The 24,836-nt window shown below is 56.8% G+C and carries 21 protein-coding genes; 1 reads left to right on the forward strand and 20 read right to left on the reverse strand.

The genetic code is table 11. From position 1 onward, the window contains the following. The first annotated feature begins 10 nt into the window (after positions 1-10). A complete protein-coding gene (locus C7H09_RS18880; RefSeq protein WP_106765601.1) occupies positions 11-199 on the forward strand; it encodes a YgaP family membrane protein in 189 nt (62 codons plus the stop codon). Between the two features lie 86 nt (positions 200-285). On the opposite strand, the gene C7H09_RS18885 is transcribed toward C7H09_RS18880, so the two are convergent. From C7H09_RS18885 to C7H09_RS18980, 20 genes are all read right to left on the reverse strand, one after another. Beyond that, on the reverse strand, positions 286-651 hold the full coding sequence (locus C7H09_RS18885; protein WP_106765602.1) for a MerR family transcriptional regulator: 366 nt from the start codon (positions 649-651) through the stop codon (positions 286-288). Then, complete coding sequence (ihfA, locus tag C7H09_RS18890; protein WP_011785529.1) at positions 632-934, reverse strand: integration host factor subunit alpha; 303 nt, start codon at positions 932-934, stop codon at positions 632-634. Before ihfA ends, C7H09_RS18885 begins: the two co-directional genes overlap by 20 nt. 3 nt (positions 935-937) lie before the next feature. Further along, positions 938-3,310 carry a phenylalanine--tRNA ligase subunit beta gene (gene pheT / locus C7H09_RS18895; protein WP_106765603.1) on the reverse strand — a complete coding sequence of 791 codons (2,373 nt, stop codon included), beginning with the start codon at positions 3,308-3,310 and terminating at the stop codon, positions 938-940. A gap of 51 nt (positions 3,311-3,361) precedes the next feature. Further along, a complete protein-coding gene (pheS, locus tag C7H09_RS18900) occupies positions 3,362-4,360 on the reverse strand; it encodes a phenylalanine--tRNA ligase subunit alpha (protein ID WP_106765604.1) in 999 nt (332 codons plus the stop codon). 139 nt (positions 4,361-4,499) lie between these two features. Then, on the reverse strand, positions 4,500-4,853 hold the full coding sequence (gene rplT, locus C7H09_RS18905) for a 50S ribosomal protein L20 (RefSeq protein WP_106765605.1): 354 nt from the start codon (positions 4,851-4,853) through the stop codon (positions 4,500-4,502). Between the two features lie 50 nt (positions 4,854-4,903). After that, a complete protein-coding gene (rpmI, locus tag C7H09_RS18910; protein ID WP_029652233.1) occupies positions 4,904-5,095 on the reverse strand; it encodes a 50S ribosomal protein L35 in 192 nt (63 codons plus the stop codon). Positions 5,096-5,188: 93 nt separating this feature from the next. Further along, positions 5,189-5,728, reverse strand: coding sequence for a translation initiation factor IF-3 (infC, locus tag C7H09_RS18915; protein WP_106765606.1), 540 nt, complete (start codon positions 5,726-5,728; stop codon positions 5,189-5,191). Between the two features lie 2 nt (positions 5,729-5,730). Beyond that, positions 5,731-7,656, reverse strand: coding sequence for a threonine--tRNA ligase (thrS, locus tag C7H09_RS18920; RefSeq protein ID WP_106765607.1), 1,926 nt, complete (start codon positions 7,654-7,656; stop codon positions 5,731-5,733). 152 nt (positions 7,657-7,808) lie between these two features. Continuing rightward, the gene (locus C7H09_RS18925) at positions 7,809-10,409 is read right to left on the reverse strand and encodes a TRAP transporter permease (protein ID WP_106765608.1); all 2,601 of its coding nucleotides are present in this window, start codon (positions 10,407-10,409) and stop codon (positions 7,809-7,811) included. Between the two features lie 81 nt (positions 10,410-10,490). Next, positions 10,491-11,474 carry a TAXI family TRAP transporter solute-binding subunit gene (locus C7H09_RS18930; RefSeq protein ID WP_106765609.1) on the reverse strand — a complete coding sequence of 328 codons (984 nt, stop codon included), beginning with the start codon at positions 11,472-11,474 and terminating at the stop codon, positions 10,491-10,493. Positions 11,475-11,658: 184 nt separating this feature from the next. Continuing rightward, positions 11,659-14,049, reverse strand: coding sequence for an efflux RND transporter permease subunit (locus C7H09_RS18935; RefSeq protein ID WP_106765610.1), 2,391 nt, complete (start codon positions 14,047-14,049; stop codon positions 11,659-11,661). 48 nt (positions 14,050-14,097) lie between these two features. Continuing rightward, positions 14,098-15,246 carry a WD40/YVTN/BNR-like repeat-containing protein gene (locus tag C7H09_RS18940; protein WP_240616664.1) on the reverse strand — a complete coding sequence of 383 codons (1,149 nt, stop codon included), beginning with the start codon at positions 15,244-15,246 and terminating at the stop codon, positions 14,098-14,100. Positions 15,247-15,321: 75 nt separating this feature from the next. Further along, a complete protein-coding gene (locus tag C7H09_RS18945; protein ID WP_106765612.1) occupies positions 15,322-16,710 on the reverse strand; it encodes a DUF1329 domain-containing protein in 1,389 nt (462 codons plus the stop codon). 173 nt (positions 16,711-16,883) lie between these two features. Next, positions 16,884-19,526, reverse strand: coding sequence for an aminopeptidase N (pepN, locus tag C7H09_RS18950; protein WP_106765613.1), 2,643 nt, complete (start codon positions 19,524-19,526; stop codon positions 16,884-16,886). Positions 19,527-19,559: 33 nt separating this feature from the next. After that, positions 19,560-20,396: a DUF2797 domain-containing protein gene (locus C7H09_RS18955; protein WP_106765614.1), complete on the reverse strand. Its 837-nt coding sequence runs from the start codon at positions 20,394-20,396 to the stop codon at positions 19,560-19,562. Beyond that, positions 20,393-20,683, reverse strand: a complete 291-nt coding sequence (locus C7H09_RS18960) for a YeaC family protein (RefSeq protein WP_106765615.1) — start codon at positions 20,681-20,683, stop codon at positions 20,393-20,395. Before C7H09_RS18960 ends, C7H09_RS18955 begins: the two co-directional genes overlap by 4 nt. A gap of 168 nt (positions 20,684-20,851) precedes the next feature. Beyond that, complete coding sequence (locus C7H09_RS18965; RefSeq protein ID WP_106765616.1) at positions 20,852-21,532, reverse strand: rhomboid family intramembrane serine protease; 681 nt, start codon at positions 21,530-21,532, stop codon at positions 20,852-20,854. 18 nt (positions 21,533-21,550) lie between these two features. Next, positions 21,551-22,564, reverse strand: coding sequence for a metallophosphoesterase (locus C7H09_RS18970; RefSeq protein ID WP_106765617.1), 1,014 nt, complete (start codon positions 22,562-22,564; stop codon positions 21,551-21,553). A 2-nt stretch (positions 22,565-22,566) separates the two neighbouring features. Further along, positions 22,567-23,451, reverse strand: a complete 885-nt coding sequence (locus tag C7H09_RS18975) for an NAD(+) kinase (protein ID WP_106765618.1) — start codon at positions 23,449-23,451, stop codon at positions 22,567-22,569. 140 nt (positions 23,452-23,591) lie between these two features. After that, on the reverse strand, positions 23,592-24,833 hold the full coding sequence (locus C7H09_RS18980) for a coiled-coil domain-containing protein (RefSeq protein ID WP_106765619.1): 1,242 nt from the start codon (positions 24,831-24,833) through the stop codon (positions 23,592-23,594). Positions 24,834-24,836 lie beyond the last annotated feature (3 nt).

The following is a 24,836-nucleotide window of genomic DNA, read 5'->3' on the forward strand; positions in this document are numbered from 1 at the left end:
AGACTCCGAGATGAAGGTTAACATGGGTTCTGCCGATCGCATCATTCGCGCCATTGCAGGCATTGTTCTTCTGGCACTGGTTTTCGTGGGGCCGAAGACCGCCTGGGGCTGGATTGGCATTGTGCCTCTGGCAACCGCACTGATGGGTAACTGCCCCGCCTATTCGATTCTGGGCATCAAGACCTGTAAGACCAAGTAGCAGACAACATTTCTCCCAGACAAAAAAAGGCCGGAGAGGATAAACCCTCCGGCCTTTTTTGTTCAGACAGATAAAGCCTCAACCACTCAACGCACCGGGGCGTTCAATACATCCAGCACTTCTTCCAGCTCGGTAATCATTTGGCGAATCAGTTGCTTGTATTGCGAGGTATCGTCTTTCGCCTCACTGCTGCTGAGCTTCTGCTTGGCCCCACCGATGGTATAACCCTGATCGTACAGCAGGCTGCGTATCTGTCGAATTGTAATCACATCGGCGCGCTGGTAGTAACGCCGGTTACCACGACGCTTGACCGGTGATAACTGCGGAAACTCCTGCTCCCAATACCGAAGCACGTGGGCCTTGACCGCGCACAGATCGGCTACTTCACCGATGGTGAAGTAGCGTTTGCCCGGTATGGTCGGGAGTTCGTCGTTATGACTGGGTTCCAGCATAAGCCTCTACTTTCTGCTTGAGTTTCTGCCCTGGCCGGAAAGTAACTACCCGCCTCGCGCTGATGGGGATTTCTTCCCCGGTTTTGGGGTTACGCCCCGGCCGCTGTTTTTTGTCTCTGAGATCGAAGTTGCCGAACCCGGACAGCTTTACCTGCTCGTTGTGGCTCAGCGCCCCCCGGATCTCATCGAAGAAAGCTTCCACCATTTCTTTGGCTTCGCGTTTGTTGAGCCCAAGCTCTTCGTACAATCGCTCTGCCATGTCCGCTTTCGTCAAAGCCGCCATCTGTTAACTCCTCAGTGTTGCCCCCAACTCTTCTTTCAAGGCTTCGATTACCCCGTTGAAGAGCGAATGCACTTCATCTTCGTTCAGCGTGCGCTCCGGATGCTGCCAGAACAGGCTCAGGGCCAGGCTACGATTGCCCTCACCCAGGCTTTCGCCTTCATACACATCGAACACACGCAACGCTGTGAGGTGTTCGCCTGCCTGTTTACGGGCCACCTGTTCTACCCGGGCGAACGCCACATCGCTTCCGATAACGATGGCCAGATCCCGTTTCACTACCGGGAATTTTGAAACATCTTTGAAATTAGGCACATATCCGGTCACGATCGAATTCAAGAATAGCTCAAACATCAGAATCGTGCCATTAAGTTCAAGGTTTTTCTGAACTTGTGGGTGCAAGGTGCCCAACCAGCCGACATGCTCGCCGTCACGCAACAATTCTGCGGTTTGACCGGGGTGCAACGCCGGATGTTCACTGGCGGTAAAGCTCACGTCTATTCCCAGCACGTCAAACAAACCTTCCAGATCCCCTTTTACATCAAAGAAATCCGTGGTTCTGCGACCGTTTACCCAATTTTCAGGATTCTGATTGCCAACGACCACGCCCGCAAGCATTGGTTGCTGATCAATCCCTTCACTGCCCTGTTCAAACCGCAAACCGGTTTCGAACAGGCGAATACGCGGCTGCTGACGGTTCTGGTTATAAGCGACGGTTTTCAGCAAGCCGCTCCACAGGGTGGTACGCATTACCGACAGATCGGCAGAGATCGGGTTAGCCAATGCAATACCCTGCCGCTCGGGATCGATCAACTGCTGAACCTTGGGGTCGACAAAACTGTAGGTGACCGCTTCCTGGTAGCCCCGGGCCACGAAGAAATTGCGAATGGCCGACATCGGGCGCACCGCCTCTTTCCGGGCACGCAGGCCGAGCGACGCTGTGGGCTCAGTCACCGGCAAATTGTTGTATCCGAAGATCCGCCCTACTTCTTCAATCAGATCTTCTTCAATGGAAATATCGGGGCGGAAGCTGGGCACTTTTACCCGCCAGCCGTCTTTCAGCAATTTGCTGATGCCAAGCCCCAGGCGCACCAGAATTTCTTCCACTTTGGTGCGATCGATGCGCAGCCCCAGCACTGCCGCCAGCCGCGCTTCCCGCAGATCAATCTCGCGGGCCTCGGGCAGATGGCTCTGGCTTGCCACTTCCACAATCTCGCCCGGCTCACCGCCGACAATATCCATCAGCAGGCGGGTTGCCCGCTCCATGGCATCGCGAGCCAGCAGGTAGTCCACGCCCCGCTCGAAACGGTGTGATGCATCGGTATGCAGGCCATACTGGCGGGCCTTGCCTGCTAGCGTGATCGGGTCAAAGTAGGCGGATTCCAGCACCAGGTCGCGGGTCTTTTCACTCACACCTGAGTGCTCACCACCCATCACCCCGGCGATAGCCACGGGTTTCTCGTGATCGGCAATCACCAGCGTGTCGGCCGTCAACTCCACTTCCTGACCATCCAGCAGCACCAGCTTTTCGTTGGCCGCTGCCATACGGACGACAATGCCGCCCTGAATTTCATCCCGGTTGAAGGCGTGCATGGGCTGGCCCAGCTCAAGCAATACGTAGTTGGTTACGTCTACCGCCGCATCAATCGAGCGAATACCGGAACGGCGCAGCTTTTCCCGCATCCACAGTGGGGTTTCGGCCTGCAAATTTACGTTGCGCAGAATGCGCCCCAGATAACGGGGGCAGCCTTCGGGCGCTTCCACGCGAATATCCGGCACATCGGAGTGCACCGCTTCAACAGGCTCGATAACCGGCGCCTGAGTCACCAGGCTGTTCAACACACCCACTTCCCGGGCCAACCCTTTAATAGACAGGCAATCGCTGCGGTTTGGCGTCAGATCAACGTCAATCGCCACGTCGTTCAGCTTCAGGTAGTCCGCCACAGGCTGGCCCACCGGTGCATCATCCGGCAACTCCATCAGGCCGCCATGGTCTTCAGACAAGCCCAGCTCCGATTCGGAACACAGCATGCCCTCCGAGGGTTGCCCACGCAGCTTGGCCTTCTTGATCTTGAAATTACCGGGTAGCACCGCGCCCAGTTCGGCAAAAGGCACTTTCAGGCCTTGGCGCACGTTGGGCGCACCACAGACCACCTGTACGGTTGTGGCACCGTTGCTGACCTGGCACACCCGCAACTTGTCGGCGTCCGGGTGGGGCTCTACCGAAACCACTTCACCAACCACCACACCGGAGAACTCGCCTGCCACGGCTTCGAAGCCGTCTACTTCCAGCCCCGCCATGGTGATCTGGTCCATCAGCTCCTGGGAGCCAATGTCCGGGTTAACCCATTCACGCAGCCACTGTTCACTGAATTTCATTGTCATAACCCTGTTCTGATTCGGTTGATTCTGAGCCTGCCAATCGCCGGATTAACGGAACTGACGAAGGAAACGCAGGTCGTTTTCAAAAAACATCCGCAGATCCTTTACCCCGTAACGGAGCATGGCCAGGCGCTCCACGCCCAGACCAAAAGCAAATCCGCGATACTCTTCCGAATCAATGCCACAATGTTCAAACACTTTCGGATGCACCATGCCGCAGCCCATCACTTCCAGCCACTTGATGCTGCCATCCGGCTCCCGGCCCCACTCAATGTCCACTTCCGCCGAGGGTTCGGTAAACGGGAAGTAGGAGGGGCGGAAACGCACTTTCAAGTCCCGCTCGAAGAACACCCGCAAAAACTCCTCCACGGTGCTCTTGAGATCGGCAAAGCTGACGTCTTTTTCCACCAGAAGGCCTTCCACCTGATGGAACATGGGGGTGTGGGTCATATCGGAGTCACAACGATAGACCCGGCCCGGGCAGATCATGCGGAATGGCGGCTTACCCGCTTCCATGGTGCGAATCTGCACCGGCGAAGTATGGGTACGCAGCAAGGTGCCGGGGTTGAAATAGAAGGTATCGTGCATGGCACGGGCCGGATGGTGGCCCGGAATATTCAGGGCTTCGAAGTTATGGTAGTCGTCTTCGATTTCCGGGCCTTGCTCAACGCTGTAACCGGCACCGGCAAAAATGTCTTCAATGCGCTGCAGGGTACGGGTAACCGGGTGCAGGCCACCCAAATCCTGGCCTCGGCCCGGCAAGGTAACGTCAATGGATTCTGCTGCCAGCTTTACCTCAATGGCGGCTTTTTCCAGGCTATTACGGCGGGCATTGATGGCCTGTTCTACCTGGCCCTTGGCCTCGTTGATTTTCTGGCCCGCAGCGGGGCGCTCCTCGGCGGAGAGTTTGCCCAGGGTTTTCGCCTGCTGGGTAATTACGCCTTTTTTGCCCAGGTATTCCACGCGAATTTGATCAAGCGCCTGCAGGTTATCGGCGGCTTCAACCGCACTCAAACCGTCCTGAACCAGTTGTTTCAGGTTTTCCATTGACCCTGCTCCAAACCAGAAATTGGGTAGGTTAAAAACAAAAATAGGGGAAGAGCGCGCCCTTCCCCTATCAGAGGGCGCCTGCATACTGCTATGCGGCGCCCGAATCGATCAGTAATCGATGAAAGAGCTTAAGCGATCACAGGGACGCTTTGGCCTTCTCAACAACAGCAGAGAATGCCTGCTGCTCGTTCATAGCCAGATCAGCCAGAACTTTACGATCGATTTCAACGTTTGCCTTCTTCAGGCCAGCGATCAGACGGCTGTAAGACAGACCGTTTGCACGGGCACCAGCGTTGATACGGGCAATCCACAGGGCGCGGAAGGCACGCTTGCGGTTGCGACGGTCACGGTAGGCATACTGGCCAGCCTTGATGACCGCCTGCTTGGCAACGCGGAATACACGGCTACGGGCACCGTAGTAACCTTTGGCCTGCTTGAGAATCTTCTTGTGACGACGACGTGCGACCACGCCACGCTTTACACGAGCCATACTTTAATCCTTCTACCTTTACTTTTCAGGGAATGAGTCGCGGGGCTGAATCAGCACGCGGTCATGCGCTTGATAGACGCAACATCTGATTTGGCGATGAGCTTGGTGCCGCGCAGCTGACGCTTACGCTTCGGGCTCTTCTTGGTCAGGATGTGGCTGGTGAAGGACTGCTTGTGCTTGAAGCCGTTGGCGGTTTTCTTGAACCGCTTGGTGGCTCCGCTTTTGGTTTTCATCTTCGGCATTTTTAAAACTCCGCATTCTGTTATCAATAAAACAATTGTGTTCCTGAACGACAAATCCCCCGCCAATGCGGGGGACCCGTCAGAAGAGCAGGATCACTTCTTCTTTCGGGGTGCGACGATCATGGTCATCTGCCGGCCTTCCATTTTCGGCCGCATTTCGACCTGGGCCAGCTCAGCCACATCTTCTTCGATCCGCTGCATGAGTTTCATACCAATTTCCTGGTGTGCCATCTCACGGCCACGGAAGCGAACTGTGATCTTGCCGCGATCCCCGTTCTCAAGGAAACGTACCAGGTTGCGTAGTTTTACCTGATAATCCCCTTCGTCCGTTCCTGGTCGGAACTTCAGCTCTTTGACCTGCGTCTGCTTCTGTTTTTTCTTGGCAGCCGCTTTGGCCTTCTTCTCATCGAAGATTTTCTTGCCGTAGTCCATTATCTTACAGACGATCGGATCGGAATCCGTAACCTGAACCAGGTCAAGAGACGCTTCTTCTGCCTGTTTGAGTGCGTCCTCAATCGAAACCACACCCACCTGATTGCCTTCGGCATCGATCAGGCGGACTTCAGTTGCGTCAATATTCTCGTTGATAGGCGCCTTGGGTGAACGCCCACCCCGATTCGCTCGCTGTTTAATAATTAGATCTCCGTTTTGGTTCTACCTTTGCGCTCGACGTCCGCAGCCAACAGCTTTTCGAATTCGTCGACCGACATGGTTCCCAGATCTTCACCCTTGCGTGTCCTCACGGCAACGGCGTTGTTCTCAACCTCTTTGTCGCCAACAACGACCAGATAGGGAACCTTATTGAGAGTATGCTCGCGGATTTTAAAGCCGATCTTCTCGTTTCTCAAGTCAGCATTTACCCGATAGCCCAAAGAATCCAGTTTTTTCGCCAGATTCTGACAATAATCCTGCTGCTTATCGGTGATATTCAACACCGCCACCTGGGTCGGTGCCAACCAGGTCGGGAAGGCGCCTTCGTATTCTTCAATCAGAATGCCGATGAAGCGCTCAAACGACCCGAGCACGGCCCGGTGCAGCATAACCGGCGTCTTGCGCTCGGAATTATCGGCCACATACTGGGCACCCAAGCGCCCGGGCATGGAAAAGTCGACCTGGATAGTACCACATTGCCACACCCGGCCCAGACAATCCTTCAGGGAGAACTCGATTTTCGGGCCGTAGAAGGCGCCTTCGCCCGGCAACAGTTCCCAATCCACTCCTTCCCGATTCAATGCTTCTTCCAGAGCGGCCTCGGACTTGTCCCAAACCTCATCGGAACCCACCCGCTTTTCCGGGCGTGTCGACAGCTTGTAGAGAATCTGGTCAAAGCCAAAGTCGGCATAGACTTCATGCAGCATGGCAATAAACGCCGACACTTCCTTCTGGATGGCGTCTTCCTCACAGAAGATATGCGCGTCGTCCTGGGTAAAGCCACGCACACGCATCAGGCCGTGCAGAGCACCAGAGGCCTCGTTACGGTGACAACAACCGAACTCGGCCAGGCGCAACGGCAGATCCTTGTAGCTCTTGAGCCCCTGGTTGAACACCTGCACGTGGCACGGGCAGTTCATAGGCTTGATGGCGTAATCGTGCTTTTCAGACTCGGTGGTGAACATGTCGTCTTTGAATTTGTCCCAGTGCCCGGACTTTTCCCAGAGCGTACGGGACACCACCTGCGGCGTCTTGATTTCTTTGTAACCATGCTTGTGCTGCTGGGCACGCATGTACTGCTCAACTTCCTGATACAGAGACCAGCCGTCCGGATGCCAGAACACCATGCCCGGCGCCTCTTCCTGCATGTGGAACAGGTTCAGTTTCTTGCCAATCTTGCGGTGGTCGCGCTTTTCCGCTTCTTCCAGGCGGTGCAGGTAAGCCTTGAGCTCTTTCTTGTTGCCCCAGGCGGTGCCGTAGATGCGCTGCAACTGCTCGTTGCTGGTATCGCCACGCCAGTAGGCACCGGCCACCTTGGTCAGCTTGAAGGCTTTCAGCTTGCCGGTACTGGGTACGTGGGGGCCCCGGCACAGGTCGATGAAATCGCCCTGACGATAGAACGACAGGTCTTCATCACCGGGAATGTCCTCAATGATGCGAACCTTGTACTCTTCACCCATATCCTCGAACAGCTTGACCGCTTCATCACGGGACATGAGAGAGCGGGACACCGGCAGATCCTGTTTGGCCAGCTCTTCCATCCGCTTCTCGATGCGCGCCATATCTTCGTTGGTAAACGGCCGCTCGTATTTGAAGTCGTAGTAGAACCCGTTTTCAATCACGGGCCCGATGGTCACCTGAGCTTCCGGAAACAGTTCCTGCACAGCCATGGCCATCAAGTGTGCGGTGGAGTGGCGGATGACGTCTACGCCGTCTTCATCACGCTCCGTAATGATCGCCAGTTCGACGTCGTTTTCGATCAGATGGCTGGTATCCACCAGCTTGCCGTTCACCTTGCCGGCCAGGGCGGCTTTGGCCAGGCCCGCGCCGATGTCTGCGGCAACGTCGTGTACGGTTACGGATTCTGCAAAACTGCGATGACTGCCATCCGGCAGGGTAATGACGGGCATAGTGGTCTCCTCGTTATTTGGCTCAGCGGTGATCTATACCAAAGATCACGTGGTTGCCGGACTGCGCGACACAAACGCGCGCCGGAATCGAAGGCGAGTCTAACAGAAAAAAACCCGGCAGCAACGCCGGGTTTTTACGGAGCAGGAACGGCTCACGCCAGTTGTGGCTGAGCGTCCTCGCGGGCTTTGCGTTTCAGTTGACCGAAAGCGACCAGCCCAAGAAGTATCAGTGCAGGGATGAACATCAGCTCCCGAGGTGGCCGGTCCAGCTGCACCTGCACCGCTTCGATAACCCAGCCGAACTGGATACCCGCATCTTCCGCCGGGCTGCCGAAGTTGACGAAATCCACCATCAACTGGTCATCCTGGGGTGAGACTTCCAGGCCAGCGGCAGCCAACCGATCCGTTGCGGTCTCGCCTTCCGGCATGTTGAGCTCCACGTAGGTGGTCACATCACTGCCATCTATGGACATACCGGATACCCGCAGCACCACCGGCGCATCGGCTGGCACATCCTCGACATACTCAACCACCGCCGCGCCCGGGCGCTCCTCGTAGGGAGGGTAGATCATGTCCCACCAGAACCCTGGCCGGAACATGGTGAAGGTGATCAGCAGCAAGGCTGCGGTCTCCCAGTAGCGACTTTTGGTGAACCAGAAGCCCTGAGTGGCGGCCGAGAACACCAGCATGGCGGTTACTGCACTGAACACAGTAACCAGCAGGTCGAACCAGCCAGTCAGCCCTATCAGCAACAACTGGGTGTTGAAGATGAACATGAATGGCAGGATGGCAGTACGGATATCGTAGGTAAAACCCTGGATACCGGTTCTTATAGGGTCTGCCCCCGAGATAGCAGCCGCCGCATAGGCGGCCAACCCAACGGGCGGCGTATCATCCGCCAGTATCCCGAAGTAGAACACAAACAGGTGTACGGCGATCAGCGGCACCAACAACCCGTTCTGGGCGCCCAGGGTAACAATCACCGGGGCCATCAGGGTTGATACCACAATGTAGTTGGCCGTAGTGGGCAGCCCCATGCCAAGAATCAGGCTGATGACCGCGGTGAACATCAGCATCAACAGCAAGTTGCCACCCGACAGAAACTCCACGAACTGGGTCATCACCAGGCCGATACCGGTCAGGGTAACGGTGCCCACCACAATACCGGCGGTGGCCGTGGCTACACCGATGCCCACCATATTTCTGGCACCGGTGGCCAGAGAGTGGAACAAATCGGTTATTCCTCCGGTGAACTCCGCCATCAACCCCTGATGCTTGCGAAAGAAACCTTTCAGCGGGCGCTGGGTAATCACAATAAAGACCATGAACAGGGTCGCCCAGAAGGCCGACAGCTGGGGCGAGAAGCGCTCAACGGTCAGGCACCACACCAGAACCACAACCGGCAACAGGAAGTACAGACCGGTCTTGACCGTTGGCCCCACCTCCGGAAGCTCACCCATTTCTTTCTCCGGGTCGTCTTCTTCCAGTTCCGGGAACTTTGTGGCGTAACCTACCAGAGCCACATAGATGGCGATCAACAGCGGCCCCAACACCCAGGGTGCCGCGGCGCCCAGTGCACCTTTGGCCCAGCCAACGCCGTAGTAAACGGCAAAGGTCAGTACCGACAGGCCAATCAAAATGACCACCCAGTTCAGCAGGCGCTGAGCCAGGGTCGGGCGATTGGGCCGCTCCATGCCCTCCATTTTCAGCTTGCAGGCTTCCAGGTGAACGATATAGATGAGCGCCACATACGAAATCAACGCAGGCAAGATCGCATGCTTGATCACTTCCAGGTAGGAAATGCCGACATACTCAACCATCAGGAAGGCAGCAGCACCCATAATAGGCGGCGTCAGCTGGCCGTTGGTGGATGCTGCCACTTCCACAGCACCCGCCTTGGTGGCCGGAAAGCCCACCCGTTTCATCAGCGGAATGGTAAAGGTGCCCGTGGTTACCACGTTGGCAATGGACGAACCGGAAATGACACCGCTGAGGCCGCTGGAGACCACGGCCGCCTTCGCAGGCCCGCCGCGCATATGCCCCAGCATGGCGTAGGCAACCTTAATGAAGTAGTTGCCCGCACCCGCACGCTCCAGAAGCGCTCCAAACAGCACAAAAAGGAATACAAAGCTGGTGGAAACACCAAGTGCCACACCAAACACACCCTCTGTGCCCAGCCATTGGTGCGATGATAATTTGCTCAGGCTCACCCCCTTGTGGGAGATGACATCGGGCATGTAGGGTCCCGCGAGCGAGTAGGTAATAAAGACCGCAGCAACAATGGTCAGCGGCAGGCCAAGGGCTCTGCGGGTCGCTTCAAGCAACAACACCAGCCCTGCCAGAGCCACCCAAAGGTCTGCCGTTATCGGCGCTCCCGGGCGCTGAGCCAGCTGGTCGTAAAATACATACAGATAAGAGGCCGTAAACGCAGCGGCCAATGCCAGCACCCAGTCGTAAACGGGCACCTTGTTGGCATGCACCCCTTTGATCATCGGGAATGCCGAAAACGCGAGAAACACCGCAAATGCAAGATGGATCGAGCGCGCTTCTGTGGAGTTGAAAATACCGAAGTTCAGAGTGAACGGCAGAGGTGAGGCAATCCAGAGCTGGAACAATGACCAGCACACCGGAACGATAAACAGAATAACCGCCGCTGGGCCTGTGAGTGCCCGGCCACCGGTTTCGGTCTGTAAGAGTTGCTCAACCTGGCTGGCATCCACACCCGTTCCGGTTCCGGGATCATTCTTTGCCATAGAGTTGTCCTGTGATGAAAGATATCCGTACTGCGCCAGTAGAGCGGGCTGGCGCCCACCCTACCGGGATACCCTGGCCGATCAGTCGATCAGGCCGGCTTCACGATAGTACTTGGCCGCACCCGGGTGCAGAGGCGCACTCAGAGCGTCCGAGACCATTTCTTCTTTCTTCAGGTTGCCAAAGGCAGGGTGCAGGCGCTTGAAACTGTCAAAGTTCTCGAAGACTGCCTTGACCACTTCATACACCACGTCTTCCGGTACATCGGTGGAGGAGACGAAGGTAGCCGCTACACCAAAGGTGGTGACGTCTTCATCAGAACCACGATACATGCCACCTGGAATCACCGCCTTACGATAGTACGGGTTATCGGAGATGAGTTTTTTGGTGGCTGCGTTGTCCACGTTCACCAGCACGCTGTCACAGGAAGTCGTCGCTTCCTTGATGGCACCGGACGGGTGGCCAACGGTGTAGAAAAAGGCATCGATGTTACCGTCGCACAGCGCCTGGGACTGCTCCGCTGCCTTGATTTCAGCCGCCAGGGCATACTTATCCATGCCCCAGCCCATGGCATCCATCAGGACTTCTGCAGTCGCGCGCTGGCCAGAACCCGGGTTACCCACGGAGACCCGCTTACCTTCCAGGTCTTCAAAGTTCTTGATGCCGGAGCCCTTACTGGCAACGACCGTAAACGGTTCCGGGTGCAGGGAGAATACGGCACGCAGCTTCTCGTTCTTGCCTGCATCCTCAAACTGGCTGCTGCCATTGTAGGCGTGGAACTGCCAGTCAGACTGAGCAACGGCGAGATCGAGTTCGCCACTGCGAATAGCGTTGAGGTTATATACCGAACCACCGGTACTCTCAACGGAGCAGCGGATACCGTGCTCTTTGCGATCCATGTTGACCAAACGGCAAATGGCGCCACCCGCCGGATAGTAAACACCTGTGACACCACCGGTGCCGATGGTGACAAACCGCTGCTCTTGCGCAGAGACGGCTGAAGAAGCGGCGCCAAGACTGACTGCAGCGGCAACAGCAAAAGCGGAGGCTTTTAATTTCAAAGTCATGTGTGCTCTTCCTTTTCTTGGTCTTTATTTTTGTCCGCTGGCAACCTTGCCAGGCAAACATCACGTTCGAGATAGAACATAGAACACTTCGGGCTATAAATAAAGGAAGGATTAGCACGCTAACCAGCTGACCTTCAAACAAAAAAGCCCGCTTGCGCGGGCAATGATGTTTACGTAGTTGCAGTCAGGCCCTGTTAGCCGCCCTTGCCTTTTCCAGCATTTTTTCCGGGCGCAGCAGGAATCTTGCCAGCGCTGGCAGCAACCAGATAGCGCCCACCATGTTCCACAGGAACATGAAGAACAACAGAAAGCCCATGTCAGCCTGGAACTTGATCGGTGAGAAGATCCAGGTAACCACACCCAGGCCCAGGGTTACGCCGGTAAAGATAACCGCCTTACCCGTGGAGCGAAGGGTTTCGTAGTAGGCTTCCTGGAGCGGCTTGCCCTCCAGCAGGAACTTCTCGAGTTTGCTGTAGATGTAGATACCGTAGTCCACACCAATACCGACACCCAGCGCGATGACCGGCAAGGTGGCGACTTTGATACCGATACCGGATACCGCCATGATCGCTTCGCACAAAATGGATGTGAGGCCAAGCGGAACCACAATACAGGCAACGGCACGGATCGAACGGAAGGTCAGGAAACAAAGCAAACTCACCACGCCGTACACCAGCATCAACATGACGTCTTTGGCGTTGGAGATCACCTCATTGGTGGCCGATTCGATACCCGCATTACCCGCCGCCAGCAGGAAGGTATGCTCTTCATTGCTGTTCGCTTCCGCAAACTGCTCAACCTGCTCAACCACGGTCTCGAGGGTTTCCGCCTTGTGGTCTTCAAGGAACACTAGCACCGGCGTGAGACTGCAGTTGGTGTTGATCAGGCCTGCCGGGGCCTCCCGGATAGAGGCGTTAATGATGGTCTGGTTGCGGGAGATTTCATACCACTTCCAGTTGCCCTCGTTCAATGCCTTGGTAACCACCTTGGACACATCCGCCAGCGACGCTGAGCCCTGGACACCCGGAGTGTTCTGCAAGTCCCACTGCAGGCTGTCCATGGCCCTCAGAACATTGTACTGGGTGCATTGCTCAACCGGCGTCTTCACCATCACTACCAGAACATCGGCACTGGTCGAGTAGTTGTTGATAATGTAGGCATTATCCTTGTTGTAACGGGAGTCCGGGCGCAGCTCGGGCGCACCCTGATCCAGGTCCCCCACTTTCAGATCCTGCTTGTAGTAAAGGCCAAGCCCCAGGCCAATTACGGCAATCAGCAGAGAAACCGGCGCCACTCCCGGGTGCGCAAAGTAAGACAACACACGCCATTTGCGGTCTTTTTCCTCGGTATGGTTCTGAACGTGCCTGACGCCACCTTTGGAGATACCGATGTACGACATGATCAGCACGTGCAGCACCAGGTTGGTGATGATGACGAACGCCACCCCAAGGCCTGCCGCAACGGCGAGATCACGGATAACGTCGATCTCGATGAACACCAGGGTCAGGAAGCCAACCGCATCGGAAATCAGCGCCAACATGCCCGGAATGTATAGCGCCCGGAACGCCAGGCGCGCCGAGGTGACCGCATCAAAGCCTTTGGCAGACTCGACGGCCATGGCATTAACAATCTGCACCCCGTGGCTGATACCAATGGCAAACACCAGGAACGGCACCAGCACCGAATAGGGGTCCAGGCCATAACCCAGCAGGCGCAGTGCACCCAGCTGCCAGAAGACCGCGATGATCGACGTAAACACGGGCACCAGAGTCCCTGCGATGCAGCGGGAATACCAGAACAGCAGCAGCGTGGTGAGCACAATGGTGATACCCGCAAACCAGGCAATCGAGCCTATGCCCTCAATCAGATCACCTACTTTTTTGGCAAAGCCAACAATGTGGATCTGAACATTGGGGTTCTGGGCTTCGTATTTTTCCCGGATTTTCTCTTCCAGCTCACGGGAGAAGGCCGCGTAGTCCAGCGCCTCGCCCGTCTCCGGATTCTTTTCATACAGCGGTGCGTAGACAATGGTGGACTTGAAGTTATCAGATACCAGGCGGCCTACTTCATTAGATCGCAACACGTTCTGCCGCAACTGCTCGAGACTGTCCCGGGAGCCGTCATAGCCATCGGGAATCACGGTGCCACCCTGGAAGCCCTGTTCGGTTACCTCTACCCAGCGCACATTGGACGTCCAAACGGTTTTCAGCCCGGATCGGTCAACGCCCGGCAAGTAGAACACCTCATCCGTGATCTGCTTCAGAGTTTCCATGTACTCGGCAGTAAAGATATCTCCCTCTTCCACAGCCACGGCGATCCGGACAAAGTTACCGAGGTTGTCCAGATCGTCCCTGTGCTCCAGCATGTTGACGATATAAGGATGCTCCAGCGGGATCATTCGCTCGAAGCTGGCATCCGGCTGGATTTTGATGGCGTTATAGCCAAGAAAAAGCGTGAGGATGAAAAAGGCGATAAGAATCAGCGCCCGGTTATTAAAGATCGCACGCTCAAGAAACGGCTCCGCCTTGGGCGTTGTCAGGTAATGTTCACCCCTGTCATGCATCGGGTCAGACATTAATAAACCCCTCTATCCTTTGTTCTGTTGATGCCACACTCGGGGCGTTTATTTCAGATTCCGGCCGCGGGCGTCTGTGGTTTTTACACCACCCTCGCCCACCAGCAACAGGTTGGTTCCGGAGATCGGCACCACCGCCATCACGCCGGCCCGGTCTTCCCGGAAGTGAGGCCGGAAGGTTTCTCCGTGATTGCTGCTCATCAACACAGCGCCTCCGTTGCCCACCAGGGTAATCCGGCCGTCAGCCGCAACGGCCGCACTGTTCAGCGTGGCGTTGGCTTCGTTCGGCACCATTGTCCAGGTGCGCCCCAGATCGGTAGAAAGCAGGGCATTGCCACGCAGCCCGAAGGCGAGAATTTCGTTTACCCGGCTGGTTCCGGAAACACCAAACAGAGAGCCATCGTAGGGGCTTTCACGCTTCTGCCAGGTTTCGCCACCGTCGGTCGATACGTGAATCTGGCCAGCCTCACCGACAATGACCAGGCCGCCACCGGCAACTTCAGAGATGCTGTTGTAGTGGAAGTTGGTGGGGTTATCCAGCTGCGGCGCCCAGTCCTGCCAGGTGTTGCCGCCATCCCGGGTGCGCAGCACCATGCCGTAAGCACCCACCACGAAACCATGCTGATCGTTCTCGAACCAGACATCCAGCAACGGGTTTACCGGCCCGATATCCATGTCTGACTGGGCGTTCTCCATGGCGAAATACAGATCGTCGAGCGCCCACTCCAGATCTTCTTTCTGGTCTTCGGGTGCCTGCTCGATCTGCGCTTCCAGTTCGGCAATCTGTTCTTCCTTGCTGGCAATCACCAGTTCCGCAGCGCGAATGCCATCCAGCTGCAGCTGCCAGGTTTCTCCGGCATCACTGGAATGCAACACTGCGCCACTGTGACCAACGGCCCAGCCACTGTCAGCGGTGCCAAAATCGACGGCGGTCAGGGTAACCGACACCGGCACCTCTGCCTGAGTCCAGCTCTGGCCCTGGTCATCGGAATAGATGATGTGCCCCCGCTCACCCACAGACACAATCCGGTCGCCTGCTCGGGTTGCATCCGTAAGCAGCGACCGCGGTGCCAGCTCCGTTGGCCGGGCGGGCGTCTCCAGAATATCTGCCAATGCCAGCGCCCGGGGTGCCACCAGTGCTGCCGAGAGCCCCAGACAGACTGTACCCAGCGTTTCGCACATGAACCTTCTAGCCATTCAGATTGCCTTTACGTTGTTAGAATTCTGATACACCCATTGCCCGGCGTGCCGGGCAACCATTGTGCGCCTTAGTTAACGCACACTTCTGCGCCGTAACGACGACGGAGAAAAGTATCGCTTGTTGGGCACATCGTCGGAGAAGACCCGGGTGGTCGGTTCTTCCGTATCCAGCCCCAGAACGTGATAACGCCGCGCCTGCAGATCGTGGTAGACATCCAGCACCGTCCAGACCCCGGGCAGTTCGTAGTAGTTTTTCAGCATACCAACGGTCACTCGCCAGAGTTCACCACGGCCATCGTACTGATCCATCAGTACCACGTTCCAGCTATCGGCATCCACATAGAATCGGCGTTTGGCGTAAATGTGGCGCTCACCCTCTTTCAGATCGGCCTCCACCACATGCACCCGGTGCAGCTCCCACCGGGTCAGATCCGGATTCAGATGTGACATCCCGAGAATCTCCGAATAGGGCGTGCCTTTCTCGCCAATCCGGTAATTGTTGTAGGGAATATAGACCTCTTTCAGGCCTTTGTAAGACCAGGTGTACTTATCCATGGCCCCGTTGAAGATATCGGTATCATCTGCCGTGCGCAGGTTGTCTGCGGCCGCGATGGGCGAATCGTAACCCAGATTTGGCGCACGGCGCACACGGCGCTGGCCAGCGTTATAGCCCCAGCCATTACGGGGGCTGATGATCTGGTTCAGGGTCTCGTGTACAAGAATCGCTCCGCCGGCAAGGCGGGGTGGCGACTGGGTAAACGACAGGTAGTAGAAAATGACGTTGTCCAGCTCTTCTTCACTGCCGTCCGGATTATAGAAGTTGAAGAAAACTTCCTGTTGAGAGGTCACCAGGCTGTATTCACCGTTGGCCTGCACCGCAACCTCACTGGTACGGCGGGTACCGGAGATACCCCGCCAGCGGGTGAGGTGGTTCCACATGACCTGCCAGGCTTTCTCCTCATTGTTCCCGTGCAGAATCGGGAACGGATAGCCGCCGTAGGCACCACTTAGCCCCTCCGACTCGCCGACAATGCTGGCGCTGGTGGCGTTTTCCCGGATATTTTCCTCGACCCAGTCCGGCACGGCATGGGTGCGGCGCGACTGATATACCGGAATACGGAAAGTCGTCGGGTAGGTTTCGAGCATGGCACGAATACCTTCCGATAAATGCTCGCTGTAGTTGTCGAGATTGGAGGCGGTGATGGTAAACAGCACTTCATCATCCGGGAACGGATTGATGTGATGCTGGCCGGTACCCTCATAGCCCGCCGGAGGCTCACTCAGACCACCGTTCCAAGGGGGAATGGTACCAGCTTCGTTGCCAGCCTTGATGGAGCCGAACGGCGTTAGATCCTGGCCAAGGCGTGCAGCCTCAGACGCAGACACTGCCGCAGTAGCCGGTGCAGCGGCAAGCGACAACGCCAGAAGCCCGCCAAACAAAACATTTTTGTTGTGTGTCATGGTGCAACCTTCAATCCGTCTGGAAGCCTCTTCGGGCTTTTTTATTATGATCTGATACAGTTTCAGAACTTGTGACAGATTAGCTGCGTTCCGGAAAACCTGTCTATCGACCAAAAGTGCGATTTTGTCTCCGGAGTTGAAGGCGGAGCAGCCCTGACTGCCCCGCCCCGGGGTTAGCCAGCCAGGCTTTTGTGCACCACTTCGTAGACATCCCTGGACAACGCGGGCTTGTCGCGCACCCGCTCCAACGCGGTGCGCATCTGCGTGCTGTAGTTCGGCGCAAACTTCTTCCAGCGTGTCAGGGGTGCCACCAGGCGAGAGGCAATCTGTGGATTGCTGTCGTCGAGCCTGCACACCTGCTCTGCCAGAAACTCGTATCCGCTACCATCAGGGTTGTGGAACGCGGCCAGGTTCTGGCCTGCAAAAGCCCCCACCACAGAACGTACCTTGTTCGGGTTTTTCCAGTCAAACGCCGGGTGCGCCAGCAGTTGCTGAACCTGCGGCAACTGGCCTGCGCGATCACTGCCGGCCTGAACCGAGAACCACAGCTCAACCACCTGCGGGTCTTCACTGTAACGCTGGTAGAACGATGCCAATGCTTCTGTACGGGCCTGCTGGAAATCAGAATTCACCAGCGCACGCAGAGCTCCCAGCCGATCGGTCATGTTGTCGGCCTCTGCATACTGTGCCTTTGCCAGCTCCAGCGCGGGCTCATCACCGATGTGCAACAGCCAGCCAAGCGCCGTACTTTTCAGGCTTCGCTGAGCAATCGCTTCCGGGGTCAGCTCGTAGTCAACCGTACCCGTTTGGCGCCGGTAACAGGCCATCAGGTCGTCTCGCAGATTCTCGGCCAGATACGCCAGAACCCGGTCTCTGGAACGATGAATGGCTGCCGGGTCTGCCGAGTCTGACAACTCGATCAGATAGGCTTCGGACGGCAGTTGCAACATTTTTGCCACCAGCGCCTGATCCAGACTGGGGTCCTGCAACAAAGCGCGATAAGCCTCTACCAGACGTGGCTCTATTTCGGCATCATCCGCGGCCCCCAGCAGTGACTGAATCACATCTACCGCAAGACGCTGCCCGGCATCCCAGCGATTGAAGCCGTCCGGGTCGTGGCTCATCAGGAACAACAGTTGCTCGCGAGTCCACGGATAATGTACGCGCACTGGCGCCGAAAAACCCCGTAACAGCGACGGTACCGGGCGCTCTGTCAGACCATGAAATTCGAAACAATGCTCGGCCCGGGTTAGTTCCAGAACCCGCTCCTGCGGTGCCTCCGGGCTCTCACTCTGCAAGCGCAGAGGCAGAGGCTGACCCTCGCTTCCCAACAGGCCAAGCGCGAACGGAATGTGCTGCGGCTGTTTATCGGTTTGCCCGGGCGTATCCGGAACTGCCTGCCGGATCGTCAGGCGATAGATGCCTTCGGCCTGATCGTAATCATCCTGCACCGTCAATACCGGCGTACCGGCCTGCTGGTACCACAACCGGAACTGACTCAGGTCTCTGCCCGAGGCATCTTCCATCGCCCGGACAAAATCATCGGTAGTGACTGCCTGGCCATCATGGCGCTCGAAGTACAGGTCACTGCCTTTGCGGAACAAGGTTTCACCCAGCAGGTTGTGAATCATCCGCACGACTTCCGCCCCTTTCTCGTAGATGGTCAGGGTGTAGAAGTTGGAGATTTCCATGTAAGACGCAGGGCGAACGGGGTGTGCCATGGGCCCGGCATCTTCGGCAAACTGGGCGGTGCGCAGTAAGGTTGCATCTTCAATGCGCTTGACCGTGGGCGAACCCATGTCGGCCGAGAACTGGGCGTCCCGGAACACGGTAAAGCCTTCTTTCAGGCTCAGCTGGAACCAGTCGCGGCAGGTCACCCGGTTACCGGACCAGTTGTGAAAATACTCGTGGGCGACAATGGCTTCAATACGCTGGAACGTGGCATCGGTGGCGGTGTCCTGGCTGGCCAGTACGCAAGAGGAATTGAAGATATTCAGCCCCTTGTTTTCCATCGCCCCCATATTGAAGTCGTCGACCGCCACGATCATGAAGATATCCAGATCGTATTCCCGGCCATACACGTCTTCGTCCCAGCGCATGGATCGCTTGAGAGCGTCCATCGCGAAGTCGCATTTGTGGACATTGCGCGGCTCAACATACATGCGAAGGTCGATCTCGCGCCCCGAACAGGTCGTGAAGCGGTCTTTTTTCTCGACCAGATCGCCCGCCACCAGGGCAAAAAGGTAGCTCGGTTTCGGGAAGGGGTCTTCCCAGGTAACGAAATGGCGACCGTCGTCCAGCTCGCCCTGCGCCACCGGATTACCGTTGGACAGCAGAACCGGATAAGCGGCTTTGTCAGCCTCTACCCGGGTACGAAAGCGAGCCATCACATCGGGGCGATCCGGGTAATAAGTAATGCAACGGAAGCCCTCGGCCTCGCACTGAGTGCAGAACATGCCAGAAGACTTGTACAGACCTTCAAGCCGGGTATTGTTCTGGGGTTCGATCCAGGTAACAACGGTTAATTCGAACCGCGCCGGAACGTCTTTTACCCGCAGCTTGCTGCCCTCATCCTCATACCGGCTTGCCGGCAGCTGCTCGCCATCCAGTGCTACCGACTCCAGCCGGAGACTGTCACCATCGAGCTCCAGCGGGCCGGGGTTACCATCGGCAGCGGGATTGCGTTGAATGGTCAGGGTGTTGTGCACCCGGGCGCCGTCTTCGAACAGCTCGAAACGAAGATCCACGTGCTCCACCAGATACTGTGGAACACGATACTCTTCCAGGTAAATGGTTTGTGGCTGGTTGGTACGCATGAAAAGTCTCCAGATAAAAACAAGTGCGCCGGATCAGTCGAGAACCCGGAACCGGACTTCGTAGCCGGTGAACTTTCGGATATTTATGACCCCGGTATCAAGCATCAGGTACTGCCCCTTGACGCCCTCAAGCGTGCCCTCTACCTGGGGGCTCTTGTCCAGGTTGTGGGTTTTCACTTTCGCAGGCCAGACGTCGACCGGGTAACCCAGCTCCAGGCTGTGCTCATCCACCACGGTGATGCTGTCGGCACCATGCTCACTGCGCAGTTGCTCCAGATCGCCCGCAATCAGCGACAGCACCCGGGCACGCTCTTCCGCCAGGTTAAGCTCCGGCACGTCGCCCTTGAGCATGGCGCGCCAGTTGGTGCGATCTGCCACATGGCCCTTGCAGGCTACTTCCACCAGCCCGGCAAGATAACGGGTGGTTACGCGGGCCATAGGTATAGCCGCCACCGCACCCTGATCAATCCACCGGGTAGGCACCTGGGTGGCCCGGGTTATGCCGACTTTCAAGCCACTGGAGTTGGCCAGATACACCACGTGGCCAACCATGCAGTTACGCTCTCCCCATTCGGGTTCGCGGCAGGTGCCCAGATGGTAGTGGCATTTTTCCGGGCTCATGATGCAGGAGTCACACGCCGCCAGCTTCCGGAAACAGGGGTAACAGTAGCCCTGATTGAAGCTTTTTTTGGTAGCGCGGTTGCAATGGATACAGCGGATGACACCCTCATAGTCCAGCCGTATGTGCTGCCCTATCAGATCATTCAGGGCGACATCTGCATCCCCTACTTTCAGGGTATAGGTCACCGGGGTACCGGCTTCTGCCGGCATTTTTCGCAAACGGCCGGTTACATCGACAGAATCACTCAAGCCTTTACCTCAACAAACTGGTCGGGATCGATCTGATCTCCACTCTGCTTCCTGCGTACCGAAGGATCACAAGCTGTGCCCGCCTTCTCGCCACGATCCAGATACCCGGTTCGATCGGTTTCCGGCACATTGTGTTTGTTTTCGTAATAAATCACTGCCTCCAGGCTGATTTCGCGCTGCTCGCGGCTCATCGGCCGGCCATCGGGCCACTTGCCCAGCTCTATGGCCTGCTTGAGATTCCGGTAGACCGAAGGATCCAGCCGCTCAATCAGTTCTTCGTAGGTCATCAGTGCCTCCCGAACAAATATTTATAAAAAAAAGCCAATACCCTTTGACAATCAAGAATGATAACGATTATCATTAATTCACCAAATGAGGACGGTCGTAATCATTTGGTCTCTCTCATCAGGAGCTTAATAGCTCATTTATAGCCTCACCTTTTGGTGGGGCTTTTTTTATTTGCGCCCCCGAAACCCCGGCAACGGCAATGCGAAAGCCATCAGCAATCCCACCAGAAAGCCCCCAAGGTGAGCCTCATTGGCCATGCGCCCCAGACCAAGCAGTTCCGGCAAGGGAGTAAACCCAATCACCATCCAGGCAACCGCAAAGGTCATCAGCGCCGGGGGAAACTGGAACCTGGGCATACGCCGTTGGCTAAGCCAGCAGTACCCGAGAACACCGTATACCGCACCGGACAAGCCGCCGAACAGGGGGCCGGATACCAGGTACTGCAACACATTGGAGCCCAGGCTGGTGATCAACAACAGCAGTATCAGCCGGGGCCTGCCATCTATCCATTCAATCTGACTGCCCAGAAACCAAAGCATGACCGCATTGAAAATGATGTGGGTCCAGCTGAAGTGAAGAAAATCCGGGGTCAGCAACCGCCATACCTGGCCGCCGGACAAGGTAATCGCCAGCGCGTCCAGCCGACCGGTCAGGGTGCTGAAATCTTCCCAGGAAAACCAGCGCGGGTCCACTATCATCAGTGATGCAGCCACTGAGTTTTGCCCCATTCTGGTCAGCCAGACAGCCACCACAGCAAGGGCAATCACCCCGGCAACGATCGGAGCATGGCGTGGCGCTGGCTGCCAGCGGCCGCCGGGAGTTATCGGAGATGACGTTGAAGAATCCAAGAGTACCTCTCTGGCCGGTTAACGGGCCACGCTGTCTTCACTGGTGGGATAATCCGGCTGCTCCGGCCGGTCTACATCTACCCAGACAAACTTGTCTGCTGACAGGGCTTTCTCACCGTCAAACCGGTACGCGGCCAGCTTACCGTATTTGACGGCGCTGTAATCAATGCAGGCGACATTGTTCTTCAGGGGCGCCGGAGCACCGTCCATCCAGTAATGGCCAACGAATACCGGCAGCAAGTCCTGCGGATAGCTCAGCAACTGTTTTCGCTCTTCTTCGCCAATCGGCATTTTAGCCACCGGGCGCGGCAAAGGATCCGGCTGAAACACCACATCAGCATAGGTGCGGGGATCATCTGCCCAGAACTTGGTGCGGAAAAATTCCCGCACGTAGCCGTCCCGGCCCGTAATACTCATGCCGTCTGGCAGGCGCAGGTCTGTTCCCCTTAGAAGGGTATCCATTACCTGGCCCGCAAACGACTCGATTGCAGACGACGCATGCAGAAAATCTTCATCAATGCAGGCACCCTTCTGGCGTTCACGGAACTGATCGATCAGGGTCTGATCCCAACAGGCATGCACCACCCGGAAATCCTCCTCTTCGATGAACAGCGGAATGGTATAGAACCACTCCAGAAACTCGTTCCACTCATGAGGATACGCATGGAACTGCTCAAGAGTTTCCTTGATCAGCCGGTTGTGCCTGGCGTTGTGTTCCCGCAGGAATTTTTTGCCGCTGCCCGGGCGGGCGCGGGTGCAGTATCCAAGCGCGTTGTATTCATGGTTGCCCATCACCATGCGCGCCGCCCCGTGCTCCACCATATCCCGCACCAGGTGGAGTGACTCGCGTATACGCGGGCCACGGTCGATAATGTCTCCGATAAAGATCGCCTGCCGGCGGGGGTGCTGGTATATGCCACTGATTTTCCGGTAGCCCATCTGCTCGAGCAAACGCTCCAGTGTATGGGCACAGCCATGAATATCACCGATGATGTCGTAACCGCGGTTTGCGGTGGTTTTTATCGCCGCCATGATCAACTCGCTGCTATTTCGCTTGCCCAGCCTAGTTTATCCCGGCAGGTTGCGTAGAAATTATGGTCTGTGGGGTGAATCAGACGGATTTTGAAGGGTTTCTTGGTAATACGGATGATATCCCCCGGGGCGCAGGCTATGTTCATCTGGCCATCAAAACTCACCTGCGGATACGCCTCGTTGGTTTCCCCGATCACCAGCTTGATCTCGCTCTTGCCATCTACAACGATCGGCCGGCTGCTGAGGGTATGAGGGAACATGGGCACCAGCACCACCGCATCGAGCTTCGGATGCATGATGGGGCCACCGGCAGACAGCGAGTAGGCCGTTGAACCCGTTGGCGTGGCCACTATCAGCCCGTCCGAGCGCTGGCTGTAGACAAAGTGGCCATCAATGTACAGATCAAAGCCGATCATTCGGGTGGATTTGCCCGGATGCAGTACCACGTCGTTCAGGGCAGAACCGTAACCAAGTGGCTGGCCGTTGCGCTCCACATGACCGTCCAGCAGGAAGCGGGTTTCCTCGATGTACTCGCCGGCGAGCACCTGCGCCAGCCTCTCTTCCAGGTCGGATGGAGAAATATCAGTCAGAAAGCCCAGCCGCCCCCGATTGACGCCCAGGATAGGTATTTTCGATTTGGCCAGTTCCCGCGCTGCCCCCAGCAGACTGCCGTCGCCACCAACCACTATGACCAGATCGCAGATTTCACCCAGCAGTTTCTTGCTGGCCACCTGATGGCCATGCCCGGGGATCATGCTGGACGTGCCTTCTTCGATGATTACCTGGTAATTATTGGCGGTAAGGTATTGTTTGAGCTGGCGCAGGGTTTCCACAACCTTGACGCTGCCCATGCGACCGACGATGCCGATATTCCTGAACTGATCCATGAGGTATCCCGTGGTGTCTGAATGAGACAGGGGTCATCCCGGGGCTGGCTGAATGGCCAGAAGTCGCGGGCGAGCCCCTGTTCTGCCTGGAACAGGGCTACAGTTTAACGAAACTCGGCGCGTTTCGGAAAAGATGAAGTTTATCCCGCGTGCTCCTCGCACCGGTCACTGACACCGGATTCGAATTCTGCAGGCTGGGTAACCCTCATGATCGGCTCATTGCAGGGGTTACCGCTGGCGTCTGTGTGCGTGCACACCGGGTGTTCGTAATGGGCCAGCCATTCCTTGTAGGCAGGCTCATTCAACCCACAGCGTTCAGCCGCATAGGCAAGCGGGTGATTGAAATAGGTTTCGATATCGTCGTAAGGCAGGTTAATGTGGCCAACGCCGGGGTGGTAGGCCACCAGGAACACCGTCTGCTTGCGCAGCTCTTCCAGCAGGGACTCTTCCGGCGGCTGCCGGTGGCGCAACTCGTGATTCTCCCGCTCCAGCACCACAAGCTTGTCGCCCCGCAATTCCAGTTCCCGCTGTTTACGCTCCAACTGCTCTTGCAGCAGTACCGTTTCTGCGCTGACACGGGCACCTTCGCCGTTGTCCTGGTCTGCAAAATCACCACTGGCGATTTCTTCCTGCATGGCGAGGTACTGCTCGTTCCGCTGGGACAACATCCGTTTCAGCTGCTCGTTGGCGACTTTCAGCCGCTCACACTGCTGCTCGATCTGGGCAATGTCTGCCCGCAGCCCCTGTAACTCAAGCCGGTGCTCACGGTTCAGATCTGCCACGGAGTCCCGGTGCACGCTTTGCAGGGTTTTGATTCTGAGGCGCTGCTCGCGCAGCAACTGGGCAATACGGGAGCGATCACTGTCGCCAGAGTTGCCAGACGGCTCCTCCGTGGCGGTCAGTACCGGGATGTCGTCGTCGCTGACGGTTTCCGCTTTCCGGAACCGAAGTGCGTTGGCGTCTACCGCTTTTCGGATCACCTGAAAGTGATTGCTTCCGGGCGTCATGTCCGGGTCCCAAAGCTCATCTGCGAACGCAGGATCCGGGCATTGGCTGCGGCAGACCAGCCGAATGGGGCCGCCCCCGAGATTCGGCCCTTTGGCGCCTTTCTCGGCAAGGGCTTCAATGGGAAGGCTCCAGCTGCTGTCTGCCCGCCCTTCTTCATCAAACCAGATGCGAAAGAACACCAAAGCGCTTACGGTCAGATCTGTGTTCAGGTTGACCAGAACAGCGCGGACATCGGTTTCTGCCAGATCTGACAAACCAACATAACCATCCAGAAAGGCGCCGAATTCCGACCACCGCATCTGCCTGGCCACCTGGCCTTCCTCGATAAACAAGACGGCCGAATACCCTTCGGCCGCCTCACTGGCAATCACCATCCA

Source organism: Marinobacter fuscus (assembly GCF_003007675.1).
Lineage (GTDB): Bacteria > Pseudomonadota > Gammaproteobacteria > Pseudomonadales > Oleiphilaceae > Marinobacter > Marinobacter fuscus.

What these genes read in the sequence shown, in the direction of transcription:
- C7H09_RS18880 (WP_106765601.1), top strand. Translation starts at nt 11, where the DNA reads ATGAAGGTTAACATGGGTTCTGCCGATCGCATCATTCGCGCCATTGCA.
- C7H09_RS18885 (WP_106765602.1), bottom strand. Translation starts at nt 651, where the DNA reads ATGCTGGAACCCAGTCATAACGACGAACTCCCGACCATACCGGGCAAA.
- ihfA (WP_011785529.1), bottom strand. Translation starts at nt 934, where the DNA reads ATGGCGGCTTTGACGAAAGCGGACATGGCAGAGCGATTGTACGAAGAG.
- pheT (WP_106765603.1), bottom strand. Translation starts at nt 3,310, where the DNA reads ATGAAATTCAGTGAACAGTGGCTGCGTGAATGGGTTAACCCGGACATT.
- pheS (WP_106765604.1), bottom strand. Translation starts at nt 4,360, where the DNA reads ATGGAAAACCTGAAACAACTGGTTCAGGACGGTTTGAGTGCGGTTGAA.
- rplT (WP_106765605.1), bottom strand. Translation starts at nt 4,853, where the DNA reads ATGGCTCGTGTAAAGCGTGGCGTGGTCGCACGTCGTCGTCACAAGAAG.
- rpmI (WP_029652233.1), bottom strand. Translation starts at nt 5,095, where the DNA reads ATGCCGAAGATGAAAACCAAAAGCGGAGCCACCAAGCGGTTCAAGAAA.
- thrS (WP_106765607.1), bottom strand. Translation starts at nt 7,656, where the DNA reads ATGCCCGTCATTACCCTGCCGGATGGCAGTCATCGCAGTTTTGCAGAA.
- C7H09_RS18925 (WP_106765608.1), bottom strand. Translation starts at nt 10,409, where the DNA reads ATGGCAAAGAATGATCCCGGAACCGGAACGGGTGTGGATGCCAGCCAG.
- C7H09_RS18930 (WP_106765609.1), bottom strand. Translation starts at nt 11,474, where the DNA reads ATGACTTTGAAATTAAAAGCCTCCGCTTTTGCTGTTGCCGCTGCAGTC.
- C7H09_RS18935 (WP_106765610.1), bottom strand. Translation starts at nt 14,049, where the DNA reads ATGTCTGACCCGATGCATGACAGGGGTGAACATTACCTGACAACGCCC.
- C7H09_RS18940 (WP_240616664.1), bottom strand. Translation starts at nt 15,246, where the DNA reads ATGGCTAGAAGGTTCATGTGCGAAACGCTGGGTACAGTCTGTCTGGGG.
- C7H09_RS18945 (WP_106765612.1), bottom strand. Translation starts at nt 16,710, where the DNA reads ATGACACACAACAAAAATGTTTTGTTTGGCGGGCTTCTGGCGTTGTCG.
- pepN (WP_106765613.1), bottom strand. Translation starts at nt 19,526, where the DNA reads ATGCGTACCAACCAGCCACAAACCATTTACCTGGAAGAGTATCGTGTT.
- C7H09_RS18960 (WP_106765615.1), bottom strand. Translation starts at nt 20,683, where the DNA reads ATGACCTACGAAGAACTGATTGAGCGGCTGGATCCTTCGGTCTACCGG.
- C7H09_RS18970 (WP_106765617.1), bottom strand. Translation starts at nt 22,564, where the DNA reads ATGGCGGCGATAAAAACCACCGCAAACCGCGGTTACGACATCATCGGT.
- C7H09_RS18975 (WP_106765618.1), bottom strand. Translation starts at nt 23,451, where the DNA reads ATGGATCAGTTCAGGAATATCGGCATCGTCGGTCGCATGGGCAGCGTC.
- C7H09_RS18980 (WP_106765619.1), bottom strand. Translation starts at nt 24,833, where the DNA reads ATGGTGATTGCCAGTGAGGCGGCCGAAGGGTATTCGGCCGTCTTGTTT.